Below are 16916 nucleotides of genomic sequence, written 5' to 3'. Positions count from 1 at the left end.
AATTAGCCACGTGAGCCAAGCTGCTTTCCCAGCCATCGATCGGCGGGCAATTCCCGCCTCTGCCCATGAGAGCCGGTGGACCGCATCCGACGGCCACGAACTGCGCCGGATTGACTGGCCGGGAGCAAATTCCGGCACCAGCCCGCGCGGTTCGATCCTGTTTTTTCCTGGGCGCGGCGACAATTACGAGAAATATCTCGAGACGCTTGAACAGTGGCATCGCGCCGGATGGCGGGTAACCGCCGCAGACTGGCGCGGGCAAGCGGGATCGGGCCGATTGGGCAATGATACGGTGACCGGCCATATCGGCGATTTTTCAACCTGGGTTGCCGATCTGGGAAATTTCTGGAGCCAATGGAAGGCCAGCACCCCCGCACCGCATATATTGGCCGGGCATTCGATGGGCGGCCACCTTGTCTTGCGCGGGGTGATTGACGGCAAGGTTGATCCCGATGCGCTGGTGCTCTCTGCTCCGATGCTGGGATTCACTGGCGCCATACCGGCGGCGATCGGCCACGCTGCTGCCAAGCTGATGGCGAAGCTGGGCGACCCCGCCCGACCGGCCTGGAAATGGAGCGAAAAGCCCGGCGAAGTCCCGGCCTCGCGCCAGGCGCTGCTGAGCCATGACGATGACCGCTACGCTGACGAATTGTGGTGGCGTGAGCATCGCCCGGAACTGGTGATGGGGCCGGGCAGCTGGGGCTGGGTTGAGCGGGCCTATGCCTCGATGCGCGCGATTTTCGCGCCTGGCAGGCTGGAGCAGGTCGATATCCCGGTTCTGCTGATCGGCACATCGAATGACAAGCTGGTTTCAATGGCTGCGATCGAGCGCGCAGCGCTGCGCCTGCCCCACGCCGAACTGGTGCGTTTCGGCAATGAGTCGCACCATGAAATCCTGCGCGAGGTTGATCCGGTGCGTGACCGCGCGATGACGGCGATCGACGATTTTCTGGCCAGGGTGACGCCGCGCAAGTGACGAATCGGTTCGATATTGCCATCGTGGGTGCGGGAATGGCGGGAGCCAGCCTGGCAGCCGAGATCGGCGCATCGGCCAGTGTGCTGATGCTCGAGGCCGAGGATATGCCGGGCTACCATTCGACCGGGCGCTCGGCGGCGTTCTGGGAGGAATGTTATGGCGGGCCGGAAATCGTGCCGCTTACGATCGCGTCCGGGGAATATCTCGATCGGCACGATTTTCTCTCCAATCGCGGCGCGCTCTATCTCGCGCGCGCGGCAGACGATGCGAAAATTGACGATTTCTTCGCCCGCTTCGCCAGCACCGGCGCACAGTTCGAACGGATCGGCCGGGGCGAGCTAAACCGCCTCGTTCCGGGCCTGCGCCCGCAGTGGGACCGCGCGATCTGGCAGAAGCGCTGCGCCGACATCGATGTTGCGGGCTTGCATGCACATTATCTCAAACAGGCGAAAGCGAGCGCCGCCGTGCTGCAGTGCCGAGCGCGCGTCACCTCGCTTTCCTTTGCGGACAATTGCTGGCGCATCGCGCTCGAGGACGGAAGGCAGTTTTCGGCCGGCACGCTGGTCAATGCCGCCGGGGCCTGGGCAGACCAGATTGCCGGCCTGGCCGGGGTGCAGCCGCTGGGCATCACGCCCTATCGCCGTACGGTCGTGCAATTGCGGGTCGATCCATCTCTGCGCGACGATACACCGCTCTGCCTCGATATTTCGGGAGGGTTCTATTTCAAGGCTGAGAGCGGGCGCTTGTGGCTGAGCCCGCATGACGAAACACCTTCACCGGCAATCGATGCTGCTCCGGAGGAAATCGATGTTGCGACAGCAATTGACCGGCTGGAGCAGGCGACCGAGTGGCGCGTATTGGGGCTGGAACGCAAGTGGGCGGGGCTGCGCAGTTTCGCGCCCGACCGCAAGCCTGTTTACGGCCGCGATCCCGCCAATCCGGCGTTCTTCTGGTTTGCCGGGCAGGCTGGATATGGCATCCAGACTGCGCCCGCCGCCGCCCGCCTTGGCGCGCAATTGCTGCTCGAATGCCCGCTGGACGATATGACCGCGCGGCTCGATCCTTCAGCCTATGCGCCGGCCCGCTTTGCCAGAGCCTAGCTTTCTCCAATTGCGACGTTAGGATGCTTTGCAGTTGCAAAGCCAGCCGAGGGAGAATGCTCATGGCGCACCGTTTCGAAATTCGTAAGAACAAGAAGGGCGAGTTCGTGTCCTATTTCGTCTATAATTCGGAAACGATCTGGTGGACTGAAGGCTACAGTTCCAAGGCCAGCGCCAAGAACGCTATCGAATCGGTCCTGAAGAACGGGCCGAATGCTGAAGTGGTCGACACTACAGCCGGCTGAGCCGGCTTATCGAAGGACACCGGAGGTGATCGCTCGGGCCAAATGGCCTGGGGCGGTCAGCCCTTCTTTCCGTTTCGGGCGTCGGCTTCATCGCTCGCCAGCCGGTCGGCCCGCTCGTTCTCTGGGTGCCCGTTGTGCGCCTTGATCCAGTGCCAGGTAACATCGTGGCGGGCAGCCGCTTCGATCAGTTCGCGCCACAAATCTTCGTTCAGCACGGGCTTTTTTGCAGCGGTTTTCCAACCGCGCTTCTGCCAGCCGCCGACCCATTTCGTGATCCCTTCGACCACATATTTGCTGTCCGAATAGAGCGCCACCTTGCACGGTTCGTTAAGCGCACCGAGTGCCTTGATGACTGCCGTCATTTCCATCCGGTTGTTGGTCGTCTCGGCCTCGCCGCCCGACATTTCCTTCTCGTGCCGCCCCATGCGCAGGATCGCGCCCCAGCCGCCCGGCCCGGGATTGCCCTTGCAGGCACCGTCGGTGAATATCACGACCTGTTTCATGGTTTGTCTGTAAAAGCGCCAGCGCCGGCTGCGGCGTAAAAGTCCAGTCGGCGGACGAAATCCATCGGGTCCTTGCGGGTGACCAGTGCGTTTTGCGGAGTGTTGAGCCAGTCTTCCGCCCGGCTGGCAATGAAGCGCAGGCAAGCTCCTTGTGCCAGCAGCGGCAGTGCTTCGCGCTCTTGCAGGGACAGCGGACGAACCGATTCGTACCCCGCCACCAGAGCGCGCCCGATTCCTGCGCTGAATTCTCGCCCCTGGTGCCCGAAACACCAAGAGGCGTGAGTGACCGCCAGATCGTAAGCCATGGCGTCTTCGCAAGCGAAATAGAAATCGATCAGGGCACTGACCTTCTCGCCCAGCATCAGCACGTTATCCGGGAATAGATCGGTATGGCAGATCGCGCGTGGCAGTTCCCATGGCCAGGCTTCCCGAAGCGCAGCAGCCTTTGCAACACAGGCCGCCAGTTCTGGGCCGATTGCCGCAAGCGCCCCGTCACCGCAATTTTCAAGCGTCTGCTGTGACATGGTGATGTCGAGCGTATTGGGGCGGCTCATCCCGAAATCCTGCGATGCGAGATGCACCTGAGCCAGAGCCTGCCCGACCGAGCGCGCCTGCGCGGGCGTGGGATGGTCAACCGACACCCCCGGCAGAAACTCTATCAGCGCCACCGCCTTGCCTTCGATCATGCGGAAGCTCGCGCCCTCGCGGTCGTGGATAGTGCGCGGGACGGGGCAATTACGCTCTGCCAGATGATCAAGCAGGTTGAGAAAGAACGGCAGGTCGGCGATCTCGATCCGCCGTTCATACATGGTCAGGATAAAGCGCGAACCGGCGGCCTTGCTGCCGCCCGTTTCAACCACCCAATTGCTGTTCGAAACGCCTTCGGCAATGCCCTTTGCCGAGACCAGCGGCCCCACGTCATAAGCGTCGATCAGCTCTGCGAGCTGTTCTGCGGCGAGATGGGTATAGACAGCCACCGGCCAGCTTTCTGCTATTCGGCCAGCTCGCGCGGCAGCTTGAACACGATCTTTTCTACCGCAGCGGTGACCGTTTCCTCTTCAATCTGCCGCCATTCACTGAGCCGTGCGACCACTTCGCGCACCAGCATCTCGGGCGCGGAAGCGCCGGCAGTAAGGCCTAATGTCCCAACTCCTTCCAGCCATGCCGGATCGATATCGCCGGCTCGCTGGATCAGGTATGCGGTGGTGCCCAGCCGCTCGGCCACTTCGACCAACCGCAAGGAGTTCGAGCTATTGGGCGCTCCGATAACCAGCACCAGATCGCTTTGGGGGGCAATCTGCTTTACTGCCGCTTGCCGGTTTGATGTCGCATAGCAGATATCTTCCGCCTTGGGCCCGACGATGTGCGGATAGCGCCGTTCCAGCGCCTCCACGATCTGGGCGGTGTCCTCGACCGACAGGGTGGTTTGTGTCAGAAACGAGAGTTCATCCTTGTCGGTGAAATCCAGCCGTTCCACATCTTCAAGCGTTTCGACCAGCGTCATCTGGCCTGGCTCGACCTGGCCCATGGTGCCAACCACTTCAGGATGCCCGGCATGGCCGATAAAGATGATATGGCGGCCCTTGTCGATCTGGCGTTCGGCTTGCCGGTGAACCTTGCTAACCAGCGGGCAGGTGGCATCAACATATCGCAGTTTGCGCCGCTGCGCTTCGGCAGGAACCGACTTGGGCACGCCATGCGCACTGAACACCACCGGCGCATCATCAGGCACTTCGTCCAGTTCCTCGACGAACACGGCCCCTTTGGCCTTGAGCTCGTCGACAACATATTTGTTGTGCACGATTTCGTGCCGCACAAAAACCGGTGCACCGTGGCGTTCAAGCGCCTTCTCGACGATTTCGATCGCGCGATCGACTCCCGCGCAAAAACCGCGCGGCGCCGCAATCAGCAATTTGAGGACGGGGAGCTTGTCCCCCGATTCTGATGAGTGAAAGGGAGCGTTCATGTCCCGCCCTCTAGCGCTTTGCTGCGCGCACCGCTAGGGCGTGACAACCTATTCGAATTCGGGGCCGCTTGGCTCGCTTCTTGGAACATGGCCACCAACTGTGGCCGGTAATGAGGACCGCAGACTGATGATTCGTCGCAGCCGCATAGCTTTGACATTCGCATTTGCCGCCGCACTGGCTGGCTGTTCCAAGAAGGGTGAACTGGTCATTGACCAGGGCGTGGGGATTACCTCGGCGCTCACCTCCTGCCCCGCAGTCGGGATTCCCGATTACACCGGCGACGTCACACTGTTCCGCAGTGCCGGTGATCGCACTGCTGATAATATGGATGTGAGCGCAGCCATCACCAATCTGCGCCATACCTGCGACGAAGGGGCGCAGCGGGTCTATACCAATGCCACCTTCGATGTAGTGGCACGCCGCACCGATGTGCGCCGCGCGCGCACCGTGGAGCTGCCCTATTTCACCACTGTAGTGCGCGGCGGCAGCGCCGTGGTGACCAAGCGGGTGGGCACCGTCACGCTCAGCTTCGCCGATGGGCAGGAACGCGCCAGCGCTTCGGCACAGGCGGGCGCATTCGTGGACCGCGCCGAAGCGACCCTTCCGGCGGAAATTCGCGAGCAGATCACTCGCAAACGCAAGCCGGGGGACATCGATGCCGCGCTCGATCCGCTGGCCGATCCGCAGGTTCGCGCGGCGTTGCAGCGCGCAAGCTTCGAGCTGCTGATCGGCTTTCAGCTGACGCAGGACCAGCTGGCCTATAACGTCACGCGTTGATCGGGCGCAGGCTCGCCGCGCTTGCGATTCTGGCGAATTCGGCTAGGCGCACGAGCCATGTCCGACAGCCCAACGCTCTACAAACTATTCGAAGCCAAGATCGACGCGGCATTGTCTGCGCTCGAAGCCGAAGGGGTGCTGCCTGCAAGCTGCGCGCGCGGCAATGTGGCGGTCGAGCCGCCGCGCGATCCCAGCCACGGTGACCTTGCCACCAACGCCGCGATGGTGCTGGCCGGGCAGGCCAAGGCCAACCCGCGCGTGCTGGCTGAAGCGATCGCGGGCAAGCTATCCGCCGATCCGGCGATTGCCAGCGCCGAGATAGCCGGTCCAGGCTTCATCAATTTACGGCTTGATCCTGCCGTTTGGATTGCAGAGCTCAGCGCGATTGGAAAGCTGGGAAGCGACTACGGCCGTTCTGACACAGGCAAGGGACGGCGGGTGAATGTCGAATATGTTTCGGCCAACCCGACCGGGCCGATGCACATGGGCCATTGCCGCGGGGCGGTGGTGGGCGATGCCCTTGCGAGCCTGCTCGAATTTGCCGGGCATGAGGTCACCCGCGAATATTACATCAACGATGCCGGCGGGCAGGTGGATGTGCTCGCGCGCTCTGCCCACCTGCGTTATCGCGAGGCACTGGGTGAGGATATCGGCGAGATCCCGGAAGGGCTTTATCCGGGCGACTATCTGATCCCGGTGGGCGAATATCTCGCCAGCGAGCTGGGCGAGCGGTTCAAGGACGTGGCCGAAGGGGAATGGCTGCCGATCTTCCGCGCCGAGGCAGTCGAGCAGATGATGGGCCTCATCAAGGCTGACCTTGCGCTGCTCGGCATCCACCACGATGTGTTCTCGTCCGAGGCCGCCTTGCAGGCCGCAGGCAAGCCCGAAGCCGCCGAAGCCTGGCTGCGCGCGCATGACCTGGTTTACGACGGCGTTCTGGAAGCGCCCAAGGGCAAGGCTCCGCCAGAAGACTGGGAGCCGGTGGAACTGCCACTGTTCCGCAGCACGAAGTACGGCGACGATCAGGATCGACCGATCAGAAAGTCGGACGGCAGCTGGACTTATTTCGGCGCCGATCTGGCCTATCACATGCAGAAGGCGGAGAGTGCTGATGCGCTGATCGACATCTGGGGCGCGGATCATGCGGGCACGGTCAAGCGGATCAAGGCCGCTGTCGTAGCGCTGGCCGAAGGGCAGGGAAAAGCCATCTCCATCGACGTCAAGCTGGTGCAGATGGTGCAGCTGCTGCGTGGCGGCGAGCCGATCAAGATGTCGAAGCGTTCGGGCACTTTCGTAACGGTAGCCGACATGGTGCGCGAAGTAGGCAAGGATGTGGTGCGTTTCACCATGCTGACGCGCAAGCCCGAGGCGCAGATGGAATTCGATTTCGCCAAGGTGGTCGAAGCTTCGAAGGACAACCCGGTTTTCTACGTCCAGTATGCCCATGCGCGGATCCGTTCGACTTTGCGCAAGGCGGCTGCGGCAGGGCTTGCCCCGGCGGGCGTTTCCCTCTCGCTGCTGGGCGAGGAGGAGCTTGACCTGATCAAGCAGGCGGCACAGTTCCCGCGCGAGGTGGAGGCTGCAGCCAAGGCGCGTGAGCCGCACCGGATCGCCTTTTATCTTTACGAGCTGGCAGGGGCCTTCCACGCCTATTGGAATCTGGGCAATGACCGGCCCGACAAGCGCTTTATCCTCACCGATGATCCAGCGCTGACCGGTGCAAGGCTTTACCTTGCCGATCAGTTGGGTCAGGTTATCCGTAACGGCTTGCGCATTCTGGGGGTCGATGCGGTCGAGGAGATGTGAGCATGATCTCGCCGAGCGAGGGATATCGGGGTGACAGGGCAGATGAGGCGGAGCTTGCGCTAAACGGCGATGACAGCCTGCCGTGGCTCGAATCCGATGAATACGATCCCGAAGAGGGCGCGGTCGATACTAAGCGTATCGTGGGCTTTGCTGCGGTGCTGCTGGTGTTGCTCGCAGCCGCGATCGGCGGGGTCTGGTGGTATTCGAACCATGTTCTGGGTCCAAGTATCGTGGCCGATGGCAGCACGATCGAGGCCCCTCCTGGTCCCTATAAAGAGCGGCCAGAGGATGCCGGTGGCAAGACCTTTGCCGGCACAGGCAATGTGGCGCCCAAGGTAGGCGAAGGAATCACCCGCGCAGGGCAATTGGCAGAGGATCCCACGCCGCCGGCCCCGCCTGAGGTCGGCAGCGTGCCGCGACCTGTTATCGCGACCCGCAGCAGTGATGAAACCGCGATCGAACAAAACGGGGTGGGCGTGCAAGTGGGCGCCTATGGTTCGCAGGGCGCGGCGGAAACCGGCTGGGCCACACTGCAGCGCCAGACCACTTTGCTCAACGGCGTGCGCCACCGCGTTGTGAAGGGGCAGGCGGATATCGGTACTGTCTACCGCCTGCAGGCTGTGGCGCCCGATCTGTCGGCAGCGCGAACGCTGTGTGAAGCGCTCAAGGCCGATGGGCTCGCTTGCCAGGTCAAACGCTGAAATAGTGTAGCCAATTCGCTTGAGCGGGGCAGAAACGCGCCGTTTTCCCCCGCACTAACCATGTCCGAACTTGCCGTTTTCAGGCTTTGCTGCGAATCTTTTGCTTATGACGCCTGCCATTTTCGGGATTGCCGGGGCTGAGCTGACCGCTGACGAGCGCGCCTTTTTCGCAGAGGCCGATCCGGCGGGCTATATCCTGTTCGCCCGCAACTGCGTCGATCCTGTGCAATTGCGCCGCCTGACAGATGCTTTGCGCAGCATTCACGGGCGCGAAAATCTGCTGGTTTCGATCGATCAGGAAGGCGGACGGGTTGCACGGATGCGTCCGCCGCATTGGGCCGCCTATCCCGCAGGCGAAATATTCGACAGGCTTTACCGGATCGCCCCCGCCAGCGCGATCGAGGCAGCGCGGGCCAATGCGCAGGCGATGGCGCTGGAACTGGCGGCGATGGGGATCACGGTCGATTTCCAGGCTCCGCTCGACCTGCGCCGGCCCGAAACCGATAATGTCATCGGTGATCGCGCGCTGGGAAGCGAGCCCATGCAGGTGGCGGCCCTGGGGCGGGCGGTGCTTGACGGGCTGGCGCTTGGCGGAGTTGCGGGCTGCCTCAAGCATATGCCGGGCCATGGCCGCGCGACCTGCGACAGCCACCATCAGCTGCCGGTGGTGGATGCCAGCGCTGACGAGCTTGAAGCCGATATTGCGCCTTTCGCCGCGTTGAGCGACCGTGCGCATATCGGGATGACCGCGCATATCCGCTTCACCGCCTGGGATGCGGAACAGCCCGCCACGCTCTCGCCAGTCGTGATCGCAGAGATCATCCGGGGGCGGATCGGTTTCGACGGGCTTTTGCTGAGCGATGACATCGACATGGAAGCGCTTGAAGGCAGCGTGCCAGAACGCGCCGCGCGCGCCCATGCCGCAGGTTGCGACCTGGTGCTCAATTGCTGGGCCAGGATGCCCGACATGGCGGCGATAGCGGAAATTCTTCCCCCGATGGGTGAAGTGACCGGGACGCGGCTTGCCCGCGCGCTTGCTGGAACCCGGCTGCGTGAGGATCGCGGCGAGGCCGCCGAATTGCTGGCTCAGCGCGATGCGCTGTTGGGTGCTGTGGGGGAAGCCGCATGAGCGAGGACGGCCTGTTGTTCGCAGCCCCGCAAGCCGAAGAAGGCGATGACTGGGAAGGCGTTGCCGCACCGGCCAAGCCAGACGATGACAGCGCGCTCTATCTCGAGCTGGAAGGCTGGGAGGGGCCGCTTGACCTGCTTTTGGACCTGGCACGGCGGCAGAAGGTTGACCTGCGGCAGATTTCGATCCTCGCGCTGGTTGACCAATATCTGACCTTTATCGATCGGGCGGGGGCATTGCGGCTTGAGCTGGCCGCTGACTATCTGGTGATGGCAGCCTGGCTGGCCTATCTCAAATCGGCGCTGCTGCTGCCGAGGGAAGAGCAGGAAGATCCAAGCCCTGAAGATCTGGCGCTGCGGCTGCAATTGCGGCTCCAGCGGCTGGGCGCGATGCGCGAGGCGGCGGCCCGGCTGATGGGGCGTGACCGGATCGGACGCGATATCTTCCTGCGCGGCTCCCCGGAAGGCCTCAGGATCGATCGCAAGACGCAGTGGAAGTGCGACAATTATGCCCTGATCCAGGCCTATGGCCAGGTCAAGGCGCGTACCGCGCCGCGGATCTATCACGTTTTCGACCGGCCGGTGATGACGCTTGAAAGCGCGCTAGACCGGGTTTCCGCCATGCTGGGCGTGACACTTGACTGGATGGACCTGCGCGACTTCCTGCCGCCACATGCGGAGCCGCGGCTGCGCAAGTCCGCGCTTGCATCCAGCTTTGTTGCCGCGCTCGAACTGGCGCGGCTGGGCAGGGCGGAAATCGCGCAAGAGGAGATTTTCGGTGCCATGCGGCTCAGAAGGATCGTCAAGTGAGCAGCGAAACCCCGGGTGAAGTTTTGCGTGCGCTCGAGGCGACACTTTTTGCAAGCGAGGAGCCGATGAGCATTGAAGCGCTGGCCGGGCATCTCGGCGGTCTCGAGAATGCGATCGTGCGCGAGGCAGTGGTTGAGTTGCAGAACCATTATTCGGATCGCGGCGTACACCTGGTCGAACGGGGCAAGCGCTGGCATTTCGAAACCGCGCCCGATCTTGCGCATCTGCTGCGGCGTGAACGCGAGCAGGTTCGGCGCCTGAGCCGGGCGGCTACCGAAGTGCTGGCGATTGTCGCCTATCATGAGCCCGTCAGCCGTGCCGAAATTGAATCGATCCGCGGCGTGCAGACCGCCAAGGGCACGCTTGACGTGTTGATGGAAGCGGGCTGGATCAAACTGGCGGGGCGGCGCGAAGTGCCCGGACGCCCGGTGATCTACGCGACAACGCAGGAATTCCTCGACCACTTCGGCCTTTCCAGTCGCCGCGACTTGCCGGGAATTGACGAATTGCGCGCGGCGGGCTTGCTCGATCCGGTCGACGATGCTTTCGAAGCCTTGCACGAAGAGGCTGACGCTGCCGAGGCAGATGGCGGTGAGCCAGCCGATGAAATCGGCGAATCCAGCGAAGCAGGTGAATCGCGGGGCTGACCAAACGTTACTGGCGCCTGCGGCTCCGGTACCCTATATTGGCCCTGCAACGCATTCAGAGAGAATTCCCATGGGTCTTAGTATTTGGCAGCTCCTAATCATCGCGCTGGTCGTGCTCGTCCTGTTCGGGCGCGGGCGCATTTCCGAGATGATGGGGGATTTCGGCAAGGGAATCAGCAGTTTCAAAAAGGGTATGAGCGAAGAGGATAGCCCCTCAACAAAACCCACTGCACAAATCGAAGGGCAAGCGCAGAAGCCACACAGCGACGCGCAGCAGAAAGCAGACCCTCAGCCTGCGCCGCGTTCTGACACGCCCGATCTCAAGGGCTAGGAGGCCCACGGCATGTTCGATATCGGCGCCAGCGAACTGCTGGTGATCGTGATTGTGGCGGTGCTTGTCATCGGCCCCAAGGACATGCCGCTTGCCTTGCGCACCGCAGGCCGCTGGATAGGCAAGGTGCGCCGCGTGTCTTCCCACTTTCGCAGCGGGATCGACACCATGATCCGCGAAGCCGAGCTGGAAGAGCTGGAAAAGAAGTGGAAGGCGCAAAACGAAGCGATCATTGCCCGCACGGGTGATGCCGAGTCCTATGCGGACGGTACGATAACCGGTCCCTCGGCAGCTTCGGCTGAAGCGGCAGAGCCTGATTTCCCGACCGGGGACGATCCTGCGCCCGGTTCTCCAGTTGGTGAACCGCAATTGCCGCTGGGCAAGCCAGACCAGCGGGATTGAAGGCGGCAGCATGGCAATCAAGATCCGCGATATCGATGAGACCGAAGCGCCGTTACTCGATCATTTGATCGAACTGCGCACGCGCCTGGTCCGCAGCGTGCTGGCTTTGGGCGCCGGTTTCGCGATTTGCCTCTATTTCGCCGATCCGATTCTGGGGTTCCTGATACAGCCGCTCAAGAACGCCTTTCCTGACGGGGAGGGGCAGCTGATCTTCACCAAGCTCTACGAAGTTTTTTTCGTCGAGTTGAAGGTGGCACTGTTCGCGGGATTCTTTGTCAGCTTCCCGATCATCGCCAACCAGCTGTGGGCCTTCGTCGCGCCGGGGCTCTATGCGCGCGAGAAGAAAGCTTTCCTGCCGTTTCTGATCGCGACACCGATCCTGTTTACCGCTGGCGCCGCGCTCGCCTATTTCGTCGTAATGCCTACCGCCTTCGAGTGGTTTCTCGGCTTCGGAGGGGAGGCCGGCGGGCTCAAGATAGAGGCCTTGCCTTCGGCAGGCGATTATCTTGGTCTGGTGATGCAGTTCATCCTGGCCTTCGGGATAAGCTTCCTGCTGCCCGTTTTGCTGTTGTTGCTCAATCGTGCGGGGATTGTCTCGCGCGCGCAACTCGCCGGGGCGCGGCGTTATGTCATCGTGGGGATAGTGGCATTGGCCGCAGTTGTGACGCCGCCTGATCCCGGCTCGCAGGTCATTCTGGCGATCCCGCTGCTGTTGCTGTTCGAAGGCTCGCTACTTGTGATGCGCTTGCAGGAGAAAAAGAAGCCCGAAGGCTCTGACAGCGACAGCGAGGAAGTGGGCGACATTGCCGCTGAGGTTAAGACTGAACCAAGTTCAGATTGAGCTACGCTGTAAACTTATAGCCAGGATGCATGAGGCACCGGAATGGCGAACTGATCGGGCCAAATCATTGGGCCAAAAAAAACGGGGCCCCGAAGGACCCCGCTTTCTATTCGTTTTGGGTCGCCGATTACGGGCTGACCGGCTCGTCACTGCCATCAGCAGCGATGATAATGCCGCCAATCACTGCAGCAGCTGCAATAATGGCGATCAGCAGGCCCGAGCCACCACCCAGTTCGCTTTCGCCTTCAGCCGGAGCAGGGGCGCGAGCAAGCGAAACTTCGGCGATTGCCGGAGCGGTTGCCAGAGAGAGAACTGCAGCGGCTGCTGCGAGAGTACGCAATTTCATCAAGGATCTCCTATCGGCTTGTCTTGATTGTTTTTTATATTACGGAACCTTGCGCCTGGGCACAAGCCCCAATTCTAAATATTTGTTCGTCAAACTGTTTGAATTCATCGCCGAATTGAATGTTTCAGTGCAGACTGTTGCATTCTTGCCGCCAATAAAAAGACTCTGCGGCCTATGCCGCGCCCGTGAATACGTATGATGGCGGATCAAGGCTTAACACCGGGTAAACGCGAGTCTCCGGCATGACACGTGCCAAACACCGGCCTGATCATTTGGCGACGAACAGCCTTTCCCCGTTGATCCAGGTCTCTAATACACGTGTGTCGCGAATGTCCTGCGGGGACGACACGAACGGATCGCGATCGACCAGGATGAAATCGGCCCGTTCACCCGGCACCAACCGCCCAAACCGCCCGTCAGCGAATCCGGCATAGGCCGCGCCGGAAGTAAACGCAGCCAGCGCGGCCTCGCGCGTAACGCTTTCCTGCGGCAGCCAGCCACCAAACGGTTCGCCCTTCGCATCGGTGCGGCTGATCGCGGCCGCCATGCCGGCAAAGCTGTCTGCCGGTTCGACCGGCGCATCCGAGCCAAAGGCTAGCGGCGTGCCCGCTGCGGCGATGCTGCGCCAGGCATAAGCCCCACCCAGCCGGTCAGGCCCCAGCCGCGCTTCCGCCATCAAGCGGTCGCTGGTCTGGTGGAGCGGCTGCATCGAAGCGATGATACTGTGCTTGCCGAACAGTGCGATCTCCGCTGGATCGACAATCTGCGCGTGTTCGATGCGCCAACGCCTGTCGCCGGAATAGGATGAGCTCAGTTCTTCGATCGCGCTCAAGACATCGGAATTGGCGGCATCGCCAATTGCGTGGACGGCAAGCTGGAAGCCATCCATGGCGGCGCGGCTCATCAAATTGCGCAATTGCGCAGACGTAAGCCGCGGTAGCCCGCGATGATTCGGCTCGTCATGGTAGGGCTGTTTGAGTGCCGCGCCCCGCGAACCGAGCGCGCCATCGAGGTAGAGCTTGAGCCCGCCCATGCGCAGCCGGTCCTGATAAAGCCAGGGTGTGGGGCCGGGGCCGCCGATTAGTTCCATCGCCTGGACGCTGCCAGCATAGGCCATGATCCGTAGCTTGAGGGCGCCGTTGTCGCCGGCCCGGCGGTAAGTCTGCCAATCCTCGAGTGTGGTGCCCATGTCGGCAACCGCAGTTATCCCGCTGGCAATCAGCAAATCCTGCGCCTTGCGCAGTGCGATGTCGCGATCGCTCGGGCGCGGAGCGGGCACCACCGCATTGACGAGAGCTTCAGCGGCATCGACAAACACGCCCGCCGGTTCGCGCGAGCCGGGCTTGCGGATGATCCGGCCGCCGCTGGGGTCCTGCGAGGCCGCAGTGACCCCCGCCTTTTCCATCGCAATGCTGTTGGCCCAGCTGGCATGGCCGTCAACCCGGCTTAGCCACACCGGCCGGTCAGGCACCACGGCGTCCAGATCAGCAGCGGTCGGGAACCTGCCGAGGCCCCATTTCTCCTGGTTCCAGCCACGCCCAAGGATCCATGGGCGGCTGGGATTGGCGCGCGCAAATTCAGCGATCTCCTGCAGCGCTTCCTCAAGCGAAGCGGTCTGCGACAGGTCGAGTGTCAATTCCCCAAAGCCGACCCCCATGACGTGGAGATGCGCGTCGATCATGCCGGGGAGCATGACGCGGCCTTCGCCATCGACGCGGTAATCGATCCGCTTGGGGCGCGGATCGCCTTGCCTGAGCACTGCGCTGATGCGGCCGTCATCGGCAATTACCAGTGCTTCGAACCGGTCCAGCTTGCCATCGGTTCCGATGGTGATGCCCTGGACATTGTCGACCAGCGTATCGGCCAGCGCAGGCGCTGCCGGGACCGCTAGGAGGATTGCGGCCAGGCTGACGAAAAGTGTCTTCATGTCAATTTCCCTTGGGTAGCCGCGTGATCAGCGCGCTGGTGTCGCGCCTGCCGCCTCCTGCGGCCTGTACTTCGGCATAGAACTGGTCGACCAGCGCGGAGATCGGCGAGGACAGGCCCAGCCGGCGCGCCTCATCAAGCGCATAGCCCATGTCCTTGCGCATCCAGTCAATCGCGAAGCCGAAGTCGAATTCGTCCTTCACCATGGTGTGCCAGCGGTTTTCCATCTGCCAGCTTTGCGCCGCCCCGCCCGAGATCGCTTCAAAGGTCCTGTCCATGTCGAGCCCGGCCGCGCTGGCCAGCCTGATCGCTTCGGATAGTCCGCCAAGCACGCCGGCAATGCACATCTGGTTGGCCATTTTGGCCGTTTGTCCGGCGCCAGCCGTGCCGACATGGACGATGCGGGCAGCATAGCTGTCCATTACCGGCGTGGCGCGCGCCACGGCCCCCGCGCTGCCGCCGCACATGATTGCGAGCTTGCCGTTTTCGGCGCCCGCCTGCCCGCCGGAAACGGGCGCATCCACTGCTTCAAGCCCCAGCTCGCGCGTTGTCACGTCAATCCGCCGCGCCATATCGGCCGATACGGTGGTGTGATCGACCAGCAGTGCTCCTTGCTGCATCGCGCCAAGCACGCCGTCCGCGCCGAGCACGACTTCTGTCAGGTCTTCGTCATTGCCGACACAGGTGAATACCATGTCTGCTCCGGCGGCGGCTTCGGCCGGGGTGGGGGCAGTCAATACCTCAAGGCCATGGTCGGCGCACGCTAGCCGCCACGCTTCTGCCCGCGTGGGGGTGCGATTGTATCCGGTGACATCATATCCGGCGGCGGCAAGATGGCGCGCCATTGGCCCGCCCATCACGCCCAGCCCGATGAAAGCGACTTTCTGTTTCTGGCTCATAAGGGAGGCGGGGTAATGCCAAATTGTGTGACTGCAACCGCTTTTATCGCTCGCAAAAGCCCAAATAGCGTTGCGGCCAGCCGTTATAGCCCTTAAGCCGCCGCGCCATGACCAGCCAACCGGCCTTTGCCAGTGTAGATGCAGCGCGCGCCGCGCTGACGATCGAAGATGTCCGCGCCGCTGCCGCGCGGATCGAAGGCGCCGTTGTGCGCACGCCGATGATGCATTCGATCACGCTGTCGAAGATCGCAGGTTGCGAAATCTGGCTCAAATTCGAAAACCTCCAGTTCACCGCCGCCTATAAGGAGCGCGGCGCGCTCAACGCGCTGCTGCACCTGAGCGAGGAGCAGCGCCAGCGCGGCGTGATCGCCGCCTCGGCGGGCAATCACAGCCAGGGGCTGAGCTATCATGGCACGCGGCTGGGTGTTCCCGTCACCATCGTGATGCCGCGCACCACACCCACCGTTAAGGTGATGCAGACCGAAAGCGTGGGCGGCCGGGTGGTGCTGGAGGGTGAGACTTTTGACGATGCCTATGCCCAGGCCCGCAGCATGGAAAAGCAGCTTGGGCTGACCTTCATCCATCCCTTCGACGATCCGCTGGTAGCGGCAGGGCAGGGCACGGTCGGGCTCGAAATGCTTGAGGAAGTGCCCGATCTGGATTGCATGGTGGTGCCGATCGGCGGTGGCGGGCTGATGTCGGGAATTGCAACCGTTGCCGATGCGATCAATCCCGCGATCGAGCTGATCGGGGTCCAGGCTGAACTGTTTCCCTCGATGTATGCCCGGATCAAGGGCGAGGTGATGGATTGCGGCGGCGACACGCTGGCGGAGGGCATTGCGGTCAAGGCGCCGGGCGAATTTACTTCGCGGATTATCGCCAGCCTGGTTGACGACATCGTGCTGGTTGACGAGCGCGCGCTGGAGGAAGCGGTTTCGCTATTGCTGCAGATCGAAAAGACTGTGGTTGAAGGGGCTGGTGCGGCCGGCCTGGCGGCGGTGCTGGCCAATCGCGAACGATTTGCCGGCAAGAAGGTGGGCCTGGTGCTGTGCGGCGGCAATATCGATCCCCGCCTGCTTGCCAATGTGCTGCTGCGCGATCTTGCCCGTCAAGGGCGGCTGGCGCGGTTACGCATCACCTTGCAGGACCGTCCGGGCGCGCTGTTCAAAGTGATGCGCGAATTCAACGAACACAACGTCAATATCATCGAAATCTACCACCAACGCATTTTCACCTCTTTGCCGGCGAAGGGGTTGATCACCGATATCGAATGCGAGGCGCGCGACCGCGAACAGCTGGATGCCTTGGTTAAGTCATTGCGCGACAAGGGCTATACGGTGAGCCCGGTCGAGCTCAACTGACCCGCGAAAAGACCGTTTCATCGCGGGTTCAACCATCGGATTGCCGATATTAACCATACCTCATGGTTAAAGCCCTTTTACCGGGGCGCCTGAACAGGCATAACAGGGCCTTAACGCGCACCAGATGCGATTCCGTTGGTTGGACGAGGA

At 62.3% G+C, this 16916-nt stretch carries 19 protein-coding genes; 13 read left to right on the top strand and 6 right to left on the bottom strand.

Annotated elements, in window-relative coordinates; all coding sequences use genetic code 11:
- Positions 1–10: 10 nt before the first annotated feature.
- From ACX3VQ_RS03560 to ACX3VQ_RS03550, 3 genes are all read left to right on the top strand, one after another.
- Positions 11–976: an alpha/beta hydrolase gene (locus ACX3VQ_RS03560; RefSeq protein ID WP_462579573.1), complete on the top strand. Its 966-nt coding sequence runs from the start codon at positions 11–13 to the stop codon at positions 974–976.
- On the top strand, positions 973–2076 hold the full coding sequence (locus ACX3VQ_RS03555; RefSeq protein ID WP_462579572.1) for an NAD(P)/FAD-dependent oxidoreductase: 1104 nt from the start codon (positions 973–975) through the stop codon (positions 2074–2076). The genes ACX3VQ_RS03560 and ACX3VQ_RS03555 overlap by 4 nt, the downstream gene beginning before the upstream one ends.
- Positions 2077–2138: 62 nt before the next feature.
- Complete coding sequence (locus tag ACX3VQ_RS03550) at positions 2139–2321, top strand: YegP family protein (protein WP_462579571.1); 183 nt, start codon at positions 2139–2141, stop codon at positions 2319–2321.
- A 56-nt stretch (positions 2322–2377) separates the two neighbouring features.
- Here the strand turns inward: ACX3VQ_RS03550 and rnhA are convergent, their stop codons facing one another.
- The 3 genes from rnhA to ispH are packed head-to-tail and all read right to left on the bottom strand — an operon-like array spanning position 2378 to position 4790.
- Entirely contained in the window at positions 2378–2824 is a 447-nt protein-coding gene (gene rnhA, locus ACX3VQ_RS03545; RefSeq protein ID WP_462579569.1) for a ribonuclease HI, read from the bottom strand.
- The gene (thrB, locus tag ACX3VQ_RS03540) at positions 2821–3801 is read right to left on the bottom strand and encodes a homoserine kinase (RefSeq protein WP_462579568.1); all 981 of its coding nucleotides are present in this window, start codon (positions 3799–3801) and stop codon (positions 2821–2823) included. The genes rnhA and thrB overlap by 4 nt, the downstream gene beginning before the upstream one ends.
- Before the next feature lie 14 nt (positions 3802–3815).
- Positions 3816–4790, bottom strand: coding sequence for a 4-hydroxy-3-methylbut-2-enyl diphosphate reductase (ispH, locus tag ACX3VQ_RS03535; RefSeq protein ID WP_462571503.1), 975 nt, complete (start codon positions 4788–4790; stop codon positions 3816–3818).
- 127 nt (positions 4791–4917) lie between these two features.
- Here ispH and ACX3VQ_RS03530 point away from each other — a divergent pair, with 127 nt between their 5' ends.
- The 9 genes from ACX3VQ_RS03530 (at position 4918) to tatC (ending at position 12234) form a co-directional block, all read left to right on the top strand.
- On the top strand, positions 4918–5568 hold the full coding sequence (locus tag ACX3VQ_RS03530) for a hypothetical protein (protein ID WP_462579566.1): 651 nt from the start codon (positions 4918–4920) through the stop codon (positions 5566–5568).
- A 57-nt stretch (positions 5569–5625) separates the two neighbouring features.
- Complete coding sequence (gene argS / locus ACX3VQ_RS03525; protein WP_462579565.1) at positions 5626–7374, top strand: arginine--tRNA ligase; 1749 nt, start codon at positions 5626–5628, stop codon at positions 7372–7374.
- Between the two features lie 2 nt (positions 7375–7376).
- On the top strand, positions 7377–8075 hold the full coding sequence (locus ACX3VQ_RS03520) for an SPOR domain-containing protein (protein ID WP_462579564.1): 699 nt from the start codon (positions 7377–7379) through the stop codon (positions 8073–8075).
- Positions 8076–8181: 106 nt separating this feature from the next.
- Positions 8182–9204 carry a beta-N-acetylhexosaminidase gene (nagZ, locus tag ACX3VQ_RS03515; RefSeq protein WP_462579562.1) on the top strand — a complete coding sequence of 341 codons (1023 nt, stop codon included), beginning with the start codon at positions 8182–8184 and terminating at the stop codon, positions 9202–9204.
- Entirely contained in the window at positions 9201–10013 is an 813-nt protein-coding gene (locus ACX3VQ_RS03510) for a segregation and condensation protein A (RefSeq protein WP_462571509.1), read from the top strand. Before nagZ ends, ACX3VQ_RS03510 begins: the two co-directional genes overlap by 4 nt.
- Complete coding sequence (scpB, locus tag ACX3VQ_RS03505) at positions 10010–10660, top strand: SMC-Scp complex subunit ScpB (RefSeq protein WP_462579561.1); 651 nt, start codon at positions 10010–10012, stop codon at positions 10658–10660. Before ACX3VQ_RS03510 ends, scpB begins: the two co-directional genes overlap by 4 nt.
- Positions 10661–10730: 70 nt before the next feature.
- A complete protein-coding gene (locus ACX3VQ_RS03500; RefSeq protein ID WP_462571511.1) occupies positions 10731–10991 on the top strand; it encodes a twin-arginine translocase TatA/TatE family subunit in 261 nt (86 codons plus the stop codon).
- Between the two features lie 12 nt (positions 10992–11003).
- On the top strand, positions 11004–11393 hold the full coding sequence (tatB, locus tag ACX3VQ_RS03495) for a Sec-independent protein translocase protein TatB (RefSeq protein ID WP_462579560.1): 390 nt from the start codon (positions 11004–11006) through the stop codon (positions 11391–11393).
- Positions 11394–11403: 10 nt separating this feature from the next.
- Positions 11404–12234: a twin-arginine translocase subunit TatC gene (gene tatC / locus ACX3VQ_RS03490; protein WP_462579559.1), complete on the top strand. Its 831-nt coding sequence runs from the start codon at positions 11404–11406 to the stop codon at positions 12232–12234.
- 127 nt (positions 12235–12361) lie between these two features.
- On the opposite strand, the gene ACX3VQ_RS03485 is transcribed toward tatC, so the two are convergent.
- From ACX3VQ_RS03485 to ACX3VQ_RS03475, 3 genes are all read right to left on the bottom strand, one after another.
- Positions 12362–12580 (bottom strand): hypothetical protein, encoded by a 219-nt coding sequence (locus ACX3VQ_RS03485; protein ID WP_462571514.1) that lies wholly within the window; start codon positions 12578–12580, stop codon positions 12362–12364.
- Positions 12581–12848: 268 nt separating this feature from the next.
- Positions 12849–14507 (bottom strand): amidohydrolase, encoded by a 1659-nt coding sequence (locus tag ACX3VQ_RS03480; protein WP_462579557.1) that lies wholly within the window; start codon positions 14505–14507, stop codon positions 12849–12851.
- A 1-nt stretch (position 14508) separates the two neighbouring features.
- Positions 14509–15405, bottom strand: a complete 897-nt coding sequence (locus ACX3VQ_RS03475) for an NAD(P)-dependent oxidoreductase (protein WP_462579556.1) — start codon at positions 15403–15405, stop codon at positions 14509–14511.
- A 107-nt stretch (positions 15406–15512) separates the two neighbouring features.
- Here ACX3VQ_RS03475 and ACX3VQ_RS03470 point away from each other — a divergent pair, with 107 nt between their 5' ends.
- Positions 15513–16766, top strand: a complete 1254-nt coding sequence (locus tag ACX3VQ_RS03470) for a threonine ammonia-lyase (RefSeq protein WP_462571517.1) — start codon at positions 15513–15515, stop codon at positions 16764–16766.
- The last annotated feature ends 150 nt before the right edge of the window (positions 16767–16916 follow it).

It is taken from the genome of Altererythrobacter chaiwopuensis, assembly GCF_054957735.1.
Note: the sequence above shows the minus strand (reverse complement) of the source record. Positions and strands in the feature narration are given on the sequence as shown.

Coding starts and splice junctions, on each gene's coding strand:
- ACX3VQ_RS03550 (WP_462579571.1), top strand. CDS start 2,139: ATGGCGCACCGTTTCGAAATTCGTAAGAACAAGAAGGGCGAGTTCGTG.
- rnhA (WP_462579569.1), bottom strand. CDS start 2,824: ATGAAACAGGTCGTGATATTCACCGACGGTGCCTGCAAGGGCAATCCC.
- ispH (WP_462571503.1), bottom strand. CDS start 4,790: ATGAACGCTCCCTTTCACTCATCAGAATCGGGGGACAAGCTCCCCGTC.
- ACX3VQ_RS03530 (WP_462579566.1), top strand. CDS start 4,918: ATGATTCGTCGCAGCCGCATAGCTTTGACATTCGCATTTGCCGCCGCA.
- argS (WP_462579565.1), top strand. CDS start 5,626: ATGTCCGACAGCCCAACGCTCTACAAACTATTCGAAGCCAAGATCGAC.
- ACX3VQ_RS03520 (WP_462579564.1), top strand. CDS start 7,377: ATGATCTCGCCGAGCGAGGGATATCGGGGTGACAGGGCAGATGAGGCG.
- nagZ (WP_462579562.1), top strand. CDS start 8,182: ATGACGCCTGCCATTTTCGGGATTGCCGGGGCTGAGCTGACCGCTGAC.
- ACX3VQ_RS03510 (WP_462571509.1), top strand. CDS start 9,201: ATGAGCGAGGACGGCCTGTTGTTCGCAGCCCCGCAAGCCGAAGAAGGC.
- ACX3VQ_RS03500 (WP_462571511.1), top strand. CDS start 10,731: ATGGGTCTTAGTATTTGGCAGCTCCTAATCATCGCGCTGGTCGTGCTC.
- tatB (WP_462579560.1), top strand. CDS start 11,004: ATGTTCGATATCGGCGCCAGCGAACTGCTGGTGATCGTGATTGTGGCG.
- tatC (WP_462579559.1), top strand. CDS start 11,404: ATGGCAATCAAGATCCGCGATATCGATGAGACCGAAGCGCCGTTACTC.
- ACX3VQ_RS03485 (WP_462571514.1), bottom strand. CDS start 12,580: ATGAAATTGCGTACTCTCGCAGCAGCCGCTGCAGTTCTCTCTCTGGCA.
- ACX3VQ_RS03480 (WP_462579557.1), bottom strand. CDS start 14,507: ATGAAGACACTTTTCGTCAGCCTGGCCGCAATCCTCCTAGCGGTCCCG.
- ACX3VQ_RS03475 (WP_462579556.1), bottom strand. CDS start 15,405: ATGAGCCAGAAACAGAAAGTCGCTTTCATCGGGCTGGGCGTGATGGGC.
- ACX3VQ_RS03470 (WP_462571517.1), top strand. CDS start 15,513: ATGACCAGCCAACCGGCCTTTGCCAGTGTAGATGCAGCGCGCGCCGCG.